Source organism: Roseomonas sp. OT10 (assembly GCF_020991085.1).
Lineage (GTDB): Bacteria > Pseudomonadota > Alphaproteobacteria > Acetobacterales > Acetobacteraceae > Roseomonas > Roseomonas cutis.
The window spans coordinates 1,939,131-1,953,878 of record NZ_CP087719.1; the positions used below are offsets into that span (position 1 = coordinate 1,939,131).

The window sequence follows — 14,748 nt, forward strand, 5'->3', positions numbered from 1 at the left end:
TCTCAGACACCAAGCCACTGGTGCAGCCGGCTGTTGTCCCCGGCCAGCTCGTCGTTGCGCAGCGTGTCGACCACCTGGCCATGCTCCATCACGTAGTGACGGTCGGCCACGGTCTGGGCGAAGCGGAAGTTCTGCTCCACCAGCAGCACGGTGAAACCGCGTTTCTTGATCTCGCGGATGGTGGCGCCGATCTGCTGCACGATCACCGGTGCCAGCCCCTCGGTCGGCTCGTCGAGCAGCAGCAGCGGCGCGCCGGTGCGCAGGATTCGCGCGATGGCCAGCATCTGCTGCTCGCCGCCCGACAGCTTCGTGCCCGGGCTGTTCGCCCGCTCCTTCAGGTTCGGGAACAGCGCGTAGATGGTCGGCAGGTCCAGCCCGCCGGGCCGCACCACGGGCGGCAACATCAGGTTCTCGGTGACGTCCAGACTCGCGAAGATGCCGCGCTCCTCGGGGCAGTAGCCGATGCCGGCGCGGGCGATCTCGTCCGGGCGCAGGCCGACCGTCTCCTTGCCCTCGAAGCGGATCGAGCCGGCGCGCCGCCCCACCAGCCCCATGATGGAGCGCAGCGTGGAGGTCTTGCCGGCGCCGTTGCGGCCCAGCAGCGTCACCACCTCGCCCTTGCGCACCTCGATGTCGACGCCGTGCAGGACGTGGCTCTCGCCGTACCAGGCCTGGAGTCCCTGGATGCGCAGCAGGGCATTCCCCGCCGCGCCGGCGGGCGGCGCCATCGGTTGCGCCTGGTCAAGCATGCGCCGTGGCCCCCGCGATGGTCGGATCCGTGCCGAGATAGGCCGCCACCACCTCCGGGTTACGCGACACCTCGGCATAGGGGCCCTCGGCCAGGACCTTGCCGCGCGTCAGCACGGTGATGCGGTCGCACAGCCCTTCCACGACCTTCAGGTTGTGCTCGACCATCAGCACGGTGCGGCCCGCCGCGACGCGGCGCACCAGCGCCACGACGCGGTCCACGTCCTCATGGGTCATGCCGGCCGTGGGCTCGTCCAGCAGCATCACCTGCGGATCGAGCGCGAGGGTGGTCGCGATCTCCAGCGCCCGCTTGCGCCCATAGGGCAGCGACCCGGCGGCGGCACCGGCGTAGCCGCTGAGCCCGACATCGGCCAGCAGCTCCCGCGCGCGCTCGTCATAGGTGGAGAGCACGGATTCGCTGCGCCAGAAGTCGTAGGACCCGCCGCGCTGGCGTTGCAGCGCCACGCGCACGTTCTCCAGCACCGTCAGGTGCGGGAAGACGGCGGAGATCTGGAAGGAGCGCACCAGGCCCAGCCGCGCCACCTCGGCCGGGGCGGTCCGGGTGATGTCCTTGCCGTCGTAGCGGATGGTGCCGCGCGTCGGCTGCAGGAACTTGGTCAGCAGGTTGAAGCAGGTGGTCTTGCCGGCCCCGTTGGGACCGATGAGGCCGTGGATGCTGCCGCGCCGCACGCGCAAGGCGACGTCGGACACCGCGACGAAGCCGCGGAACTCCTTCGTCAACCCGGATGTCTCCAGGACGTACTCGGTCACCTGGACAAGGCCTCCCAAAGACCTGTGAGTTGTTTTGTTCCATGAGACGTTGCCCGCAGACCAGCCGGACTGCAAGCGCGGAAATATGTCCTAGAATCAAACGGTCGGATGGCGCGGTAGCGAAAATGTCAACCCCGCCGGACCAGCCATGGCAGGGGCCCGCGCCTGCTACTCCTGCGAGCGGCCAGGGGTACCGCGCAGCCTGCGCCGGAAGGCGGTGGGCGCCGTGGCGTTTGGGCTTCTCGGGGGTGTGCCCCGGCCTGTCGCCGTGACCGGCCTGACTTGAGGGAGCGGGGCCATCGCCCTGGAGGAGAGGGCTGGCCGGTGGTGCAGGGACCCGGGTCCCGGACCGGGAATGGTCGGAGCGGCGGGATTCGAACCCACGACCCCCAGTCCCCCAGACTGATGCGCTACCAGGCTGCGCTACGCTCCGACGACGCGGCGTCTAGCACCCGACCGCGGAAGCCTCAACCCTGCCCGGCCGTCATTTACCCCGGTCGTCCTCTGCGCGGCCGTCATTGGCGGCGAGACGGGAGAGCGGCACGGGAGGCGTCCGGGCCATGGGCATGGGGCGTGGCGCGCCCTGAGGGACTCGAACCCCCAACCAACCGGGTAGAAGCCGGTTGCTCTGTCCAGTTGAGCTAAGGGCGCGTGGACGAGCCGTTACAAAATAGGGCGGAACGGGCCGCCTGCCGAGAGGGACCCGCGATCCGCGTGGCGGATCAGTGCGTCCAGTTCTCGCGGCGGCCGGCGCGGAAGTTGTCGGAATAGGATTTCGGCCGGATCGGCGGGACCTGGCGCCGCGGCTCGACCTCATAGTCCCAGCCCTGCCGCCTGGCGTAATCGACCGCCGCATCCTCCGAGCTGAAGCGGAAGGTGAGCTGTTGGTTCATGTCGGCCGAGCCGTACCAGCCGGTCAGCGGGTCGATCCGCTTGGGCTGCTCGGGGGCGAACTCCAGCACCCAGTCATCGGTCAGCGCCTGGCCCGACTGCATGGCACTCTTGCCGGGGTTGTAGATTCGGGCCTTGGCCATCGCGCTCGCTCGTTCCCTGCACCGTCACGGTGGAATATCGGGGCGAGAGGATTCGAACCTCCGGCCCTAGCGTCCCAAACGCTATGCTCTACCAGGCTGAGCTACGCCCCGACGTGGCAGCCCCGCGGGAGGGGCCGACGGCCCGGACCCTATGGGCGGATCCCGCCGCTGTCCACCCGCCGCCGCCCATCGGCACCGGCGCCGGATCAGCCCGGCGCGACGATCGCCTCCATCCCGCCCATCCAGGGCCGCAGCGCCTCGGGGATGCGGATGGAGCCGTCCTCCTGCTGGTGCGTCTCCAGCACGGCGATCAGCGCCCGCCCCACCGCCACGCCGGAACCGTTGAGGGTATGGACGAAACCCGTCCCCTTGCCCTCCCGCGGCCGGTAGCGCGCGGCCATCCGCCGGGCCTGGAAGTCGTGGCAGTTGGAGCAGGAGGAGATCTCCCGCCAGGCCCCCTGCCCCGGCAGCCAGACCTCCAGGTCGTAGGTCTTGGTCGAGGCGAAGCCCGTGTCGCCGGAGCACAGCAGCACCCGGCGCCAGACCAGCCCCAGCTCCGTCAGCACCCGCTCGGCGCAGCGGGTCATGCGCTCGTGCTCCTCGGCCGAGTCCTCCGGCCGGGTGATGCTCACCAGCTCCGCCTTCCAGAACTGGTGCTGGCGCAGCATGCCGCGCGTGTCGCGCCCGGCGGAGCCTGCCTCGGAGCGGAAGGAGGGGGTCAGCGCCGTCATCCGCACCGGCAGGGTCGCCTCGGCCAGGATCTCGTCGCGCGCCAGGTTGGTCAGCGGCACCTCGGCGGTCGGGATCAGCCAGCGCCCGTCGGTGGTGCGGAACAGGTCCTCGCTGAACTTCGGCAGCTGGCCGGTGCCGTACATGGTCGCGTCGTTGACCAGCAGCGGGACGGAGGTCTCGGCATAGCCGTGCTCGTCCGCGTGCAGCGCGATCATCCACTGCCCCAGCGCCCGCTCCAGCCGCGCCAGCGCGCCACGCAGCACGGTGAAGCGCGCGCCGGCCAGCTTGGCGGCGGCGGCGAAGTCCATCAGCCCCAGCGCCTCGCCCAGCTCGAAGTGCTGCTTCGGGGCGAAGGCGAAGTTGGGGGGCGCGCCGTGCTGGTGCAGCACGACGTTCGCCGTCTCGTCCGGCCCATCGGGGACGTCCGCGTCGAGGATGTTGGGCAGGACCTCCAGCGCCGCGGTCAGCGCCGCCTCGGCCGCGCCGGCATCGGCCAGCCCCTTCGCCTCGCCCGCGTTCAGCGCGGCGATCAGCGCCTCGGCCTCGGCGTGCCGGCCCTCCTTCTTGAGCTGGCCGACCTCGCGGGACTTCGCCTTGCGCTCCGCCTGGGCCGATTCGCCAGCGGCAATGGCGGCGCGGCGCGCCGAATCCAGCGCGATCAGCCGTTCCGCCACCGGGGCAAGGCCGCGCCGCGCCATGGCGGCGTCGAAACCGGCCGGATCGTTCCGGACCGCGCGGATGTCGTGCATCGGTGGTCTACTTCTGCTCGGGCGGCTTCGGGGCGACCCAACCGGCGGCGATGATGGAGAGCTCGTAGAGCAGGATCAGGGGCACGGCGAGGCCGACCTGGCTGATCACATCCGGCGGCGTCAGCACGGCCGCCGCCACGAACATGCCGACGATGGCGTAGCGGCGGCCCTTCTTCAGCCCGGCCACGCTGACGATGCCGACCTTGGCCATCAGCGTCAGCGCCACCGGAAGCTGGAAGGCGATGCCGAAGGCCAGGATCATGTGCATGACCAGCGACAGGTACTCGCTGACCTTGGCCTCCAGCTGCACCGGCAGGCCGCCGGCCGCGCCGGGGCTCTCGAAGGAGATGAAGAACTTCCAGGCCAGCGGGAAGATGAAGTAGTAGGCCAGCGCCGCGCCCATGATGAACAGGACGGGCGAGGCGACGAGGAAGGGCGTGATCGCCTTCTTCTCGGACCGGTACAGGCCCGGCGCGATGAACAGCCAGAGCTGCGTCGCCCACATCGGGAAGCTGAAGAAGACCGCGCCGAAGAAGGCCACCTTCAGGTAGGTGAAGAAGGCCTCGTACAGCGCCGTGAAGATCATCCGCCGGTCGCCCGCGCCCTGGTGCTGCAGCACGTCGGCCAGCGGGCGGGCGAGGAAGCCGTAGATCTGCGTGGAGAAGTAGTAGCAGATCGCGAAGGTGATGACGAAGGCGCCAAGGGACCACAGGAGCCGCGTGCGCAGCTCCAGCAGGTGGTCGATCAACGGCATGGGCTTGTCGTCGATCGTATCGTCCGGATCGCGGGGCACGGGTGCTCTTCTGGCTCAGGCGTTCTGGGTGTTCGGCTTGGGCGGGCCCGGCGGCGCTGCATCGGCGGCCGTCACGGGCAGCTCGGCGGCGGGCCGGTCAGCGACCGACCGGTCAGCGACGGGCGCGGCCGGCGGAACGGGCGGCGCCGTGTCCACGGGCGGGGCGGCGGGCTCGGGCAGCGGCGAGAATCCGGTGGCCACGGCGGCGGGCTCGTGCGCAGCGGCCGTCTCCGGCGGGTTGGCCGGGACCGGGGCGTCGGCCGTCAGCGCCGGGTCGGGGCCCGGCGCCGCGGCGGTGGCATCCGTCCCGGCGCCCTCGGGGGCCTCGCCGACCGCATTGGCCGGCGTCGCGGGGGCGGCATCCGCGGAGGGCGTCGGCGGCGGCGCCCGGAACGGATCGTCGTTGAAGGCGGCACGCACGGAGCCGTCCTTGTCCACGGCGCGCTCGATCTCGCCCTTCAGGTCGAAGTTGCGGATGTCGCGGATCTGGTCGCGCACGTCCTCCAGCTTCGCCTCACGCACCACCTCGTCGAGGTGGCCCTGCAGCTCGCCGGCCATGCGCCGCAGCTTGCCGATGCCCTTGGCCACGGTGCGGATCGTGTCGGGCAGGTCCTTCGGCCCGATCACGACGATCGCCACGACGGCGATCACCGCAATCTCGGACCACGCGAGGTCGAACATGGTGCTCCGCTCAAGCCCCCAGGGGATAAGGTTGCCACCGAGACACAGTGACGGCATCGGCCGGCGCCGCCGGGGCGCGGGCGCGCGACCGGGTTAGCAGGATCGCCCAGCCCCGCCAACGCCGCCCCCCCATCTAGGGTGCCGGAGGCGGGAAAGCGAAGGGCCACCCCGCCGGTCGGCACGCCGGTCCGCCGGGCGGGTCCCGCGGGGGCGGCGGCTCACGCGCCGCCGTCCCGTTCCATCTCCCCTGCCAGCTCGCCATGGTCGGGGGGCAGGCCGGGCTCCGCGCCCTCCCCCTCTCCCGTCGCGGCGACGCTGCCGAGCGGCGGCGCCTCGGCGGTCAGCAGGTCCTCCTGGCGCGGCAGCTCGGAGAGGGAGCGGAGTCCGAACTGCTCCAGGAAGCGCGGCGTCGTGCCCCACAACACCGGACGCCCCGGCGCCTCCTTGCGGCCGCGCGGCGCGATCAGCCCCTGTTCCAGCAGCGCCTCCAGCGTGTTCTGGGAGAGGGTGGCGCCCCGTAGCTCCTCGATCTCCGACCGCGTGACGGGCTGCCGCCAGGCAATCGCGGCCAACGCCTCCATGGCGGAACGGGGCAGGCGCTTCGGCACCTCGATCACGCGCGTCAGCCGCGCGGCGAGGTCCGGGGCGGTGCGGAAGGCCCAGCCGCCGGCGATCTCCGCCACCTCCACGCCGCGCCCGGCATAGCGTTCGCGCAGGGCGCGCATCACCGCCCGCGCCTCGCCCTCCGCTCCCAGCGCGGCGGCGAGGCGGTTCAGCGGCACCGGCCGGTCCGAGGCGAAGAGCAGCGCCTCGGCCAGCCGCAGCGCGGCGTCGGAGGGCGGCAGATCCCCATCCCGCGGCGGATCGGGCTCCGCCGCGGCAGGCTCGGGGGGGACGGCCGGCGGCGCCTCCGCCGGGGGAGTGGGCTCCTCCGTGGGGCGGCCTTCCGCCTCCCATTCGTCAGGCCGCATCGTGCAGCGCCTCCCCGCCCGGCTCCGGCCCCTCGCCCGGGCGAAGCAGGATCGGGCCGAAGGGCTCCTCCTGCCGCAGCTCCACGCCGCCGCCGCGCGCCAGCTCCAGCCCGGCGATCAGCGTGCTGGCCAGGGCGGCGCGGCGCTCCACCGGGTCGGGCGACAGCTCCTCCGGCAGGAAGCGGGACAGCTCCCCCCAGCCGGGCACCGTCCCCAGCAGCCGCCGCAGCCGGCCCAGCGCATCCTGCACGGTCCACAGCTTGCGCGCCTTCGGGACGTAGGGGCGCCGGGCGGCCGCCCGGCGCAACGCCTGGCTCCAGGCATGCAGCAAGGCCGGCAGGTCGGCCGAGAGCGCCCCGTCCCGCTGCTGGGTCAGGCTCTCCGGCAGGCCGCGGGAGAAGGTGTCGCGGCCCAGCACGGGCCGCTCGCCCAGCCAGGCGGCGCCGGCCCGCAGCAGCTCCAGCGCGCGCAGCCGGTCGGCCAGGCTGCCGGCCGCGGCCTCGGCATCCGCGTCGGGCTCCGGCTCGGGCAGCAGCAGGCGGGACTTCAGCCAGGCGAGCCAGGCGGCCATCACCAGCCAGTCCGCCGCCAGCTCCAGCCGCACGCGCCGCGCGCCCTCGACCACGGCGAGGTACTGGTCCACCAGCGCCACGATATCGAGCCTGGAGAGATCGACCTTCTGCGACCGGGCCAGCTCCAGCAGCAGGTCCAGCGGCCCCTCGAACCCTTCCAGCCGCAGGTGCAGGGCGACCGGCGCCGGCGTCCCCTGCCCGCTCATTGCACCGGATGCCCCGCCGCCAGCAGCACCAGCCGGATGGCCGGGGTGACGGCGTAGTCCAGCAGCCACTGCATGGGCGACCAGCCCGGCACGATCTGCGGCGCCAGGAACAGGATCAGGACCACGAAGAGCAGGCCGAAGCGGTCCAGGCGCAGGAAGGGGATGCCGATCGAGGGCGGCAGCAGCCCGCCCAGGATCCGCCCCCCATCCATCGGCGGCAGCGGGATCAGGTTGAACAGGCCGAGCACCAGGTTGGCCAGGATCAGCAGCAGCAGGAAGCGGAACAGCACCACGGCCACGGCATCGGGCAGCAGCCCCGCCTGCACGGGATGCAGCAGGAAGGCCGCCGCCAGCGCCAGGGCGATGTTCACCGCCGGCCCGGCCGCCGCGACCGCCACCATGCCGAAGCGCGGGTTGCGCAGCCGCAGGATGTTCACCGGAACGGGCTTCGCCCAGCCGAACATCACCTCGACCCGCCCGATGGTCAGCAACTGCGTCAGCAGCAGCACCCCCGGCACGATCAGCGTGCCCAGCGGGTCGACGTGCCGGAGCGGGTTGAGGCTGAGCCGCCCTGCCTCCTTCGCCGTGGGGTCGCCCAGGGCGAGCGCCGCATAGCCATGCGCCGCCTCGTGCAGCGTGATCGCCAGCACGGAGGCGGCGATCGCCGTCACCAGTTCCGTCAGCCAGTCGGGCATGGGAGGTCAGGCCGCCGCGGGGCGGCGGCTCTCCAGGGCGACGGCGCGGGCCTCGGCCAGGCGCTCCGCCGCGCGGTCGGTCATGGGCGGGCAGGCCGCGAGCAGGGCGGCGTTCTCCGCCAGCACCCCGGTGCAGTGCAGCGCCAGGTCGCAGCCGGCGGCCAGCGCCTGCACGGCCAGCCCGGCTGGCGTGCCGGACAGGGCCTTCATCGCCAGGTCGTCCGAGACCAGCGGGCCGTCGAAGCCGATCCGCTGCCGGATGACGGATTCGACGATGATGGGCGAGAGGGTGGCGGGGCGCTCGGCATCCCATGCCTCGTAGAGCAGATGCGCCGTCATCGCCCAGACCCCGCGACCCCGGTCCGGCTGGCAGACGGCCTGGAAGGGGAAGAGATCCGCCTCCAGCTCCCCTTCCCCCGCGCCGATCCGCGGCAGCGCCTCGTGGCTGTCCAGCAGGGCGCGGCCATGCCCGGGGATGTGCTTGATCACCGGCACGCAGCCGGCGGTCCGGAGACCGCCGATCCAGGCGGCGCCGAGGCGCGCCACCTCCGCCGGGTCCGCCGACAGGCCACGGTCGCCGACGATGCCGTGGGCGCCCGGCAGCCGCAGGTCCAGCACCGGGGCGCAGACCACGTCCAGCCCCATTGCGGCGCAGGCCGCGCCGAGCCGGGCGGCATTGGCGGCCGCGCCCTCCGCATCGCCCTCGAACTGCGCGGGCGGTGGGAAGGCGGGCCAGTGCGGTGGCCGCAGCCGCGCCACCCGGCCGCCCTCCTGGTCCACCAGGATCGGCGCCTCCTCCCCCAGCAGCTCGCGCAGCGAGGCGGTCAGGGCGAGGAGCTGCGCCGGATCGACGACGTTGCGGGCGAACAGGATGGCGCCGGCCGGCGGGGTGCGACGGAACAGCGCCGCCTCCTCCGCCGTCAGCGCCGGCCCGGCGATGCCCAGGATGGCCGCGCGGGGCAGGCTCATCCGCCGATGGTGGCGCAGGCGGGCGCGCCCTTGGCCTTGGCGGCGTCACAGAAGGCCTTGGCGGCATCGGCATCGGCGAAGCCGCCGGTGCGCAGGCGCCACATGGTGGGCAGCCCGTCCCGCTCGAAGCGGAGCACCTGCGGCCTGCGGTCGGAGAGCAGGTCGCCCAGCCGGCGCTGCAGCCGGTCCCATTCCGCCTTCGCGCCCTCCTCGCTCGTCAGGGCGCCGAGCTGCACCTGGAAGCGGCCGCCCCCCGTCGTGCGCGCGGCAGGCGGTGCGGCCGCCGGGGCACGCGCGGCCGCGGGCTCGGGCGCCGCGGCAGGCGGCCCGCCGGCGGCAGGCTGCGCGGCCGCGGGCGCCGGCGGCGCGGCCTGGCGCGGGGCGGGCGGCGGCTGCCGCGCGGCCTGCGTCGCCTGGCGCAGCGCGGCCAGGTCGGGGCGCTCCGGCTCCGGCACCACCTGTGTCGGCGCGGCCGCCGGCGGCTGGCCGGTGCGGGCCTGCTGCGCATTGCGCCGCTGCATCTCGAAGATGCGCTCGTCCTGGTTGGCCACGCGCAGCCCGCCGGGATCGTCCGGCTTGACCCGGATCGGCCGGTTGTCCGCCTCGATCACCGGCACGCCGGTCGAGACGGCGCGGCTGACCCCCCAGACCACCGCTGCGCCCGTTCCCATGACGCCCAGGACCGCCCCCGCGATCCCCAGCATCCTCCAGGGTATTCCCCCACCCGCCTCCCGGTGCACCCGGTAGGACGGAACCGTGATGTCGCTCACCGCATCTCCTCGACTGGCGTCACCCCCATGACGCGCAGGCCCGAGCGGATCACCGTGGCGGTCGCGGCGACGAGGGCCAGCCTCGCGCGCGTCGCCTCCGGTTCGTCCTCCCGGATGAAGCGCAGGGTCGCGTCCTCGCGACCCCGGTTCCACAGTAGATGAAAGTCGGCGGCCAAGTCACCCAGATAGAACGCGATCCGGTGCGGCTCCCGCGCCGCAGCAGCGGCCTCCACCGTGCGTGGCCAGGCGATCAGGCGGCGGATCAGCGCCAGCTCCGCCGCATCCGCCAGCGCATCGAGCGGCGCGTCGGCCAGCTCGCCCGGCGCCGGGTCCCCCGCCTGGCGCAGCACGGACCGGCAGCGGGCATGGGCGTACTGCACGTAGAAGACGGGGTTGTCGCGCGACTGCTGCACCACCGCGTCCAGGTCGAACTCCATCTGGGCGTCCGCCTTGCGCGTCAGCATGGTGAAGCGCACCGCGTCCTTCCCGACCTCGTCGATCAGGTCGCGCAGGGTGACGTAGGTGCCGGCGCGCTTGGACATGCGAACCGGCTCGCCGCCTTTCATCACCTTCACGATCTGCGTCAGCACCACGTCCAGCGGCACCGGCCGGTCGCCCGACAGCGCCTTCACCGCCGCCTGCATGCGCTTGACGTAGCCGCCATGGTCGGCGCCCCAGACCTGCATCAGCTCGTCGAAGCCGCGCGCCAGCTTGTCCGCGTGGTTGCCGATGTCGTTGGCGAAATAGGTGTTGCTGCCGTCGCTCTTGCGCAGCGGCCGGTCCACGTCGTCGCCGAACTCGGTCGAGCGGAACAGCGTCTGCGGCCGCGGCTCCCAGTCGTCCGGCAGCTTGCCCTTGGGCGGCTCCAGCACGCCCTCGTAGACGAGCCCCTTCTCCGCCAGCGCCGCGATGGCGCGGTCGGCCACGCCGTCGCGCACCAGCTCCGCCTCGCTGATGAAGACGTCGTGCCGCACGCCGAGCGCGGCGAGGTCCTCGCGGATCTCGGCCATCATCGCCTCGATCGTGAAGCCCCGCACCGTGTCCAGCCACAGCGCCGGGTCGGCCGGCAGCGCGCCGGGCGCCAGGGCATCGCCGTACCTCGCCTTCAGCGCCTGGCCGACGGGCACGAGGTACTCACCCCTGTACTGGAGGCCGCCAGGGACCTGGGCCGCGAACTCCTCCTCGGTCAGCGCCGTCTCCAGCGCCTGGAGGTAGCGCCAGTAGGCCGCCCAGGCGAGCGCCTGGACCTGCGCACCGGCATCGTTGACGTAGTACTCCTTGGTGACCTCCCAGCCGGCCTTGTCCAGCAGGCCGGCCAGGGCGTCGCCCACCACGGCGCCGCGGCAATGGCCCACATGCATCGGCCCGGTCGGGTTGGCGGAGACGTATTCCACGTTCGCCTTCCGCCCCCCGCCGAGCCTGCCGTCGCCATAGCCCTCCGCCGCCGCCAGGATCACCGGCAGCTGGGCGCGCAGCAGGGACTCGGGCAGGCGCAGGTTGACGAAGCCAGGGCCGGCCGGCGCCGCCTCGGTCACCAGCCCGGAGGCGGCGAGGCGCTCCGCCAACGCGGCGGCCAGCTTCGGCGGCGGCTGGCGCGCGGCCTTGCCCACCACCAGCGCGGCGTTGGTCGCCATGTCGCCATGGGCGGGGTCGCGCGGCGGCTCGACCAGCACGCGGGCGAAGGCCTCCGCCGGAAGGTCGGGCAGCAGGGCCTGGAGCTGCGCGACCACGGCCTCGCGCATGGTGTGGAAGACGTCCTGGGACATGGCCGCCCCTAGAGCATGTCCGGCGCCGCCGTTCCAGCCCGCCCCGCATGGGGCGGGACCGTCACGGGGGTGTCCCGGGCACCCCCTGGAGGGATCATGGAGAAATTGTTAGGTGCGCCGCACCATGAGCCTGAACCCCTCCTCCCCCGTCCCGCCCGCGCTGCGCCCGCTGCCGCTGCTGATCTTCAGCTCGCGCTGGCTGCAACTGCCGCTCTACCTGGGCCTGATCGTGGCCCAGGGGGTCTATGTCTTCCTGTTCCTGAAGGAGCTGTGGCACCTCCTCACCCACGCCACCGAGTTCAGCGAGATGCAGATCATGCTGGTCGTGCTCGGGCTGATCGACGTGGTGATGATCTCCAACCTGCTGGTGATGGTGATCGTCGGCGGCTACGAGACCTTCGTCTCCCGCCTGGGGCTGGAGGGGCACCCGGACCAGCCGGAATGGCTCAGCCACGTCAATGCCGGGGTGCTGAAGGTGAAGCTGGCGATGGCGATCATCGGCATCTCCTCCATCCACCTCCTGCGGACCTTCATCGAGGCGGGACGGGTCGGGGTGGAGGCGTCCAGCTACACCAGCGAGGGGATCATGTGGCAGGCCATCATCCACTCGATCTTCGTTCTCTCCGCGCTGGGCATCGCCGCGGTGGACCGGATGACGCACCAGCAGCACTGACGGGCGCGGGCGGGGCGGGCCTGGTCCCGCGGCCCGGCCCCTCCATCCGGGCCCGACCCCTCCGGCCCGGACACCATGCCCCGGGGGGAGCCGGCGCCAGGCTACTTCGCCACCCAGAAGTACATCTTCCCCGGATGGCTGGTGTTCGACACCCAGTAGCCCAGCGCGACCATCTTTAGCCCGTCGAAGAGGTCCCAGTGGTCGCCGCTGTTGGGCTCGTAGATGCCCAGCGTGACCTTGGCCCAGGTCTTGTCGCGACCGATCGGATAGCAGTTCTCGACATAGAGGACGCCCTTCCGGCCATGCACCTGCGGCCAGACGACCTTGCCCTCGCCCTCCACGTCGGGATTGCCGTAGGCCTGCCGGACCCGTGGCAGCAGGTCCGCGGCGCGGATGAAGAACAGGTCCGGGTAGGACCGGCCCACCGGGCCGTCCACCACCGCCTTGGCGTTCGCGATCTCCTGCTCCTTGCCCACGAGGTGCGTCAGGTTCGCGTCGCCCTTCGACTTGTCGGGCGCCATCTTCAGCGTATAGCCCATGACGATGGCGCATCGGTTCGTGTCCTCGCCGACCAGGTCCTTCGCCCAGGGGCGGACGGTGGCGAATCGCTTCTCGAGGTCCTCGTAGGTGAAGGGCAGTGGCATGCGCGAAACGGTCCTGATGCAGCCGGCGTCATCCCGGAGGCCTCCAGGCTAGGCGCTTCCGCGGCCACGGCGCACCCCCTGAACGGAGGGATGGGGCGGCCGTGCCGGAGGCGGGCGCGGCCCGGCGCAAGCCCTGCCGGGCATTCACCGCCGCGTGATCGCGCATTGCCGGCGGTCTCTTGCCGGATGCCGGCGCCGGGAGCATGAAAGCCGCCAGAACAAGGCCGTGCCACGAATTATAGCACGTTCAAGGATCGGAGAAACGGATGTCACGCCTGAACCGCTGGGTTCGTCCCGCCGCCCTCGCCCTGGCCGCCGCCGCGGCGCTCTCGCCCTGGGCCGCCCGGGCCCAGGCCCCCGCCGCGGATACCCTCGCCGCCGTCCGCGCCCGCGGCCAGCTCGTCTGCGGCGTCTCGACGGGCGTGCTGGGCCTGTCGCTGGCCGACAGCCAGGGCGTCTGGCGCGGGCTGGACGTGGATTTCTGCCGCGCCGTCGCGGCCGCCGTGCTGGGCGACGGCGAGAAGGTGCGCTTCGTGCCCACCACCACCCAGACCCGCTTCACCGCGCTCCAGTCGGGTGAGGTGGACGTGCTCTCGCGCGGCACCACCTGGACCTTCGGGCGCGACGCGGGCATCGGCCTCGCCTTCACCGGCGTCACCCTGCATGACGGCCAGGGCTTCCTGATCCGCAAGAGCCTGAACGTGTCCTCGGCGAAGGAGCTGGACGGCGCCACCATCTGCCTCCAGCCCGGCTCGACCAGCGAGCTGAACATCACCGACTGGGCGCGCGTGAACAACATCCGCTTCCAGCCGGTGGTGATCGAGAACTTCAGCGAGGTGCAGAACGCTTTCTTCTCCGGCCGCTGCGACGTCTACAGCAGCGACCTCTCCGGCCTGGCCGGCGTGCGCGCCTCGCGCGGGCCGCAGGCGGCGGACTACGCGCTGATGCCCGAGACCATCTCGCGCGAGCCGCTGGGGCCCCTGGTGCGCCAGGGCGACTTCCGCTGGTTCAGCATCGTGAAGTGGGTGGGCAACGCCCTGGTCGCCGCCGAGGAGCTGGGCGTCACCCAGGCCAACGCGGACTCCCGGCGCCAGGACGCCAACCCGGAGGTGCAGCGCCTGCTCGGCACCACGGGCGAGTTCGGCAAGCAGCTCGGCCTCGACAACGCCTGGGCCTTCAACGCCGTCCGCGCCGTGGGCAACTATGGCGAGGTGTGGAAGCGCCACTACGAGCCGCTGGGCGTGGCGCGCGGGCAGAACCGCCTGGCCCGCGACGGTGGGCTGATGTGGTCGCCGCCCTTCCGCTGAGCCCCTGCCCTTCCCAAGCTTGCGTTCCCGACGGGAGACCGACGCCATGCCGCATGACGGCCACCACCATGAATCCCTCGACCCGGTGCCGGGCGCGACGCCGCCCGATGGCTGGAAGCACACCGGCGTGCGGGTGATCCCGGGCAACAGCCTGGACGCCAACACCGCCCAGACGCCGGGGATGAACCGCGCCGCCGCGATCAACGCCGCCCGGGTCGGGGCGCAGAAGATCTGGGCCGGCACCGTCCACATCCACGCCAATGCCAAGACCGGCGCGCACCACCATGGCGCGCTGGAGAGCGTGATCTACGTGGTCAAGGGCAAGGCCCGGCTGCGCTGGGGCGAGAAGCTGGAGTTCGTCGCCGAGGCCGGGCCGGGCGACTTCATCTACGTCCCGCCCTACGTCCCGCACCAGGAGATCAACGCCCTGGAGGACGAGACGCTGGAATGCGTCCTGGTCCGCAGTGACAACGAGGCGGTGGTGGTGAACCTGGACATCGAGCCGGTCGAGAAGCCGGAGAACGTGCCCTGGGTCGATCCCACCCACACGCATCCCGGCCCGGCCAACCCGCCGGAGCGGTGCGAGGGGGGCTGATCGTCCCGCCGATGACGGGGCACCGCCGGCCGGTGCCCCGGACCATCCCCGAAGGCCGGCCTTCCGCTGCGAA

16 protein-coding genes and 3 tRNA genes are annotated in these 14,748 nt (G+C 72.6%); 3 read left to right on the forward strand and 16 right to left on the reverse strand.

Features of this window, described 5'->3' with window-relative positions:
• Positions 1-2 precede the first annotated feature (2 nt).
• From LPC08_RS08980 to LPC08_RS09050, 15 genes are all read right to left on the reverse strand, one after another.
• Positions 3-728 carry an ABC transporter ATP-binding protein gene (locus LPC08_RS08980; protein ID WP_230452353.1) on the reverse strand — a complete coding sequence of 242 codons (726 nt, stop codon included), beginning with the start codon at positions 726-728 and terminating at the stop codon, positions 3-5.
• A gap of 13 nt (positions 729-741) precedes the next feature.
• Positions 742-1,518, reverse strand: a complete 777-nt coding sequence (locus LPC08_RS08985) for an ABC transporter ATP-binding protein (protein ID WP_230452355.1) — start codon at positions 1,516-1,518, stop codon at positions 742-744.
• A gap of 356 nt (positions 1,519-1,874) precedes the next feature.
• Positions 1,875-1,951, reverse strand: a tRNA-Pro gene (locus LPC08_RS08990).
• Positions 1,952-2,092: 141 nt separating this feature from the next.
• Positions 2,093-2,169: transfer RNA gene (locus LPC08_RS08995), tRNA-Arg, on the reverse strand.
• Positions 2,170-2,240: 71 nt separating this feature from the next.
• Positions 2,241-2,552, reverse strand: coding sequence for an ETC complex I subunit (locus LPC08_RS09000; protein WP_230452356.1), 312 nt, complete (start codon positions 2,550-2,552; stop codon positions 2,241-2,243).
• 37 nt (positions 2,553-2,589) lie between these two features.
• Positions 2,590-2,663: transfer RNA gene (locus tag LPC08_RS09005), tRNA-Pro, on the reverse strand.
• A 95-nt stretch (positions 2,664-2,758) separates the two neighbouring features.
• Positions 2,759-4,033, reverse strand: a complete 1,275-nt coding sequence (gene serS, locus LPC08_RS09010) for a serine--tRNA ligase (RefSeq protein WP_230452358.1) — start codon at positions 4,031-4,033, stop codon at positions 2,759-2,761.
• A 7-nt stretch (positions 4,034-4,040) separates the two neighbouring features.
• Positions 4,041-4,826 carry a twin-arginine translocase subunit TatC gene (tatC, locus tag LPC08_RS09015; protein WP_230452359.1) on the reverse strand — a complete coding sequence of 262 codons (786 nt, stop codon included), beginning with the start codon at positions 4,824-4,826 and terminating at the stop codon, positions 4,041-4,043.
• A 15-nt stretch (positions 4,827-4,841) separates the two neighbouring features.
• Positions 4,842-5,507 carry a Sec-independent protein translocase protein TatB gene (gene tatB / locus LPC08_RS09020; RefSeq protein ID WP_230452360.1) on the reverse strand — a complete coding sequence of 222 codons (666 nt, stop codon included), beginning with the start codon at positions 5,505-5,507 and terminating at the stop codon, positions 4,842-4,844.
• A 218-nt stretch (positions 5,508-5,725) separates the two neighbouring features.
• Positions 5,726-6,478: an SMC-Scp complex subunit ScpB gene (gene scpB / locus LPC08_RS09025; protein ID WP_230452361.1), complete on the reverse strand. Its 753-nt coding sequence runs from the start codon at positions 6,476-6,478 to the stop codon at positions 5,726-5,728.
• A complete protein-coding gene (locus LPC08_RS09030; RefSeq protein WP_230452362.1) occupies positions 6,468-7,256 on the reverse strand; it encodes a segregation and condensation protein A in 789 nt (262 codons plus the stop codon). Before LPC08_RS09030 ends, scpB begins: the two co-directional genes overlap by 11 nt.
• The gene (locus LPC08_RS09035) at positions 7,253-7,951 is read right to left on the reverse strand and encodes a site-2 protease family protein (protein ID WP_230452363.1); all 699 of its coding nucleotides are present in this window, start codon (positions 7,949-7,951) and stop codon (positions 7,253-7,255) included. Before LPC08_RS09035 ends, LPC08_RS09030 begins: the two co-directional genes overlap by 4 nt.
• 6 nt (positions 7,952-7,957) lie before the next feature.
• Positions 7,958-8,920: a glycoside hydrolase family 3 N-terminal domain-containing protein gene (locus LPC08_RS09040; protein ID WP_230452364.1), complete on the reverse strand. Its 963-nt coding sequence runs from the start codon at positions 8,918-8,920 to the stop codon at positions 7,958-7,960.
• Positions 8,917-9,690 (reverse strand): SPOR domain-containing protein, encoded by a 774-nt coding sequence (locus LPC08_RS09045; RefSeq protein ID WP_230452365.1) that lies wholly within the window; start codon positions 9,688-9,690, stop codon positions 8,917-8,919. Before LPC08_RS09045 ends, LPC08_RS09040 begins: the two co-directional genes overlap by 4 nt.
• Positions 9,687-11,456: an arginine--tRNA ligase gene (locus LPC08_RS09050; RefSeq protein WP_230452366.1), complete on the reverse strand. Its 1,770-nt coding sequence runs from the start codon at positions 11,454-11,456 to the stop codon at positions 9,687-9,689. The genes LPC08_RS09045 and LPC08_RS09050 overlap by 4 nt, the downstream gene beginning before the upstream one ends.
• A 124-nt stretch (positions 11,457-11,580) precedes the next feature.
• Here LPC08_RS09050 and LPC08_RS09055 point away from each other — a divergent pair, with 124 nt between their 5' ends.
• The gene (locus tag LPC08_RS09055) at positions 11,581-12,129 is read left to right on the forward strand and encodes a TIGR00645 family protein (RefSeq protein WP_230452367.1); all 549 of its coding nucleotides are present in this window, start codon (positions 11,581-11,583) and stop codon (positions 12,127-12,129) included.
• Between the two features lie 101 nt (positions 12,130-12,230).
• On the opposite strand, the gene LPC08_RS09060 is transcribed toward LPC08_RS09055, so the two are convergent.
• On the reverse strand, positions 12,231-12,773 hold the full coding sequence (locus LPC08_RS09060; protein ID WP_230452369.1) for a hypothetical protein: 543 nt from the start codon (positions 12,771-12,773) through the stop codon (positions 12,231-12,233).
• A gap of 266 nt (positions 12,774-13,039) precedes the next feature.
• Between LPC08_RS09060 and LPC08_RS09065 the strand changes: the two genes are divergently transcribed.
• On the forward strand, positions 13,040-14,080 hold the full coding sequence (locus LPC08_RS09065) for an amino acid ABC transporter substrate-binding protein (RefSeq protein ID WP_230452370.1): 1,041 nt from the start codon (positions 13,040-13,042) through the stop codon (positions 14,078-14,080).
• 46 nt (positions 14,081-14,126) lie between these two features.
• Positions 14,127-14,675, forward strand: a complete 549-nt coding sequence (locus LPC08_RS09070; protein ID WP_230452371.1) for a cupin domain-containing protein — start codon at positions 14,127-14,129, stop codon at positions 14,673-14,675.
• Positions 14,676-14,748: the final 73 nt, after the last annotated feature.

Excerpts from the sequence above, each read along its gene's own strand:
- LPC08_RS08980 (WP_230452353.1), bottom strand. The coding sequence starts at position 728 with ATGGCGCCGCCCGCCGGCGCGGCGGGGAATGCCCTGCTGCGCATCCAG.
- LPC08_RS09000 (WP_230452356.1), bottom strand. The coding sequence starts at position 2,552 with ATGGCCAAGGCCCGAATCTACAACCCCGGCAAGAGTGCCATGCAGTCG.
- serS (WP_230452358.1), bottom strand. The coding sequence starts at position 4,033 with ATGCACGACATCCGCGCGGTCCGGAACGATCCGGCCGGTTTCGACGCC.
- tatB (WP_230452360.1), bottom strand. The coding sequence starts at position 5,507 with ATGTTCGACCTCGCGTGGTCCGAGATTGCGGTGATCGCCGTCGTGGCG.
- scpB (WP_230452361.1), bottom strand. The coding sequence starts at position 6,478 with ATGCGGCCTGACGAATGGGAGGCGGAAGGCCGCCCCACGGAGGAGCCC.
- LPC08_RS09030 (WP_230452362.1), bottom strand. The coding sequence starts at position 7,256 with ATGAGCGGGCAGGGGACGCCGGCGCCGGTCGCCCTGCACCTGCGGCTG.
- LPC08_RS09035 (WP_230452363.1), bottom strand. The coding sequence starts at position 7,951 with ATGCCCGACTGGCTGACGGAACTGGTGACGGCGATCGCCGCCTCCGTG.
- LPC08_RS09040 (WP_230452364.1), bottom strand. The coding sequence starts at position 8,920 with ATGAGCCTGCCCCGCGCGGCCATCCTGGGCATCGCCGGGCCGGCGCTG.
- LPC08_RS09050 (WP_230452366.1), bottom strand. The coding sequence starts at position 11,456 with ATGTCCCAGGACGTCTTCCACACCATGCGCGAGGCCGTGGTCGCGCAG.
- LPC08_RS09055 (WP_230452367.1), top strand. The coding sequence starts at position 11,581 with ATGAGCCTGAACCCCTCCTCCCCCGTCCCGCCCGCGCTGCGCCCGCTG.
- LPC08_RS09060 (WP_230452369.1), bottom strand. The coding sequence starts at position 12,773 with ATGCCACTGCCCTTCACCTACGAGGACCTCGAGAAGCGATTCGCCACC.
- LPC08_RS09065 (WP_230452370.1), top strand. The coding sequence starts at position 13,040 with ATGTCACGCCTGAACCGCTGGGTTCGTCCCGCCGCCCTCGCCCTGGCC.
- LPC08_RS09070 (WP_230452371.1), top strand. The coding sequence starts at position 14,127 with ATGCCGCATGACGGCCACCACCATGAATCCCTCGACCCGGTGCCGGGC.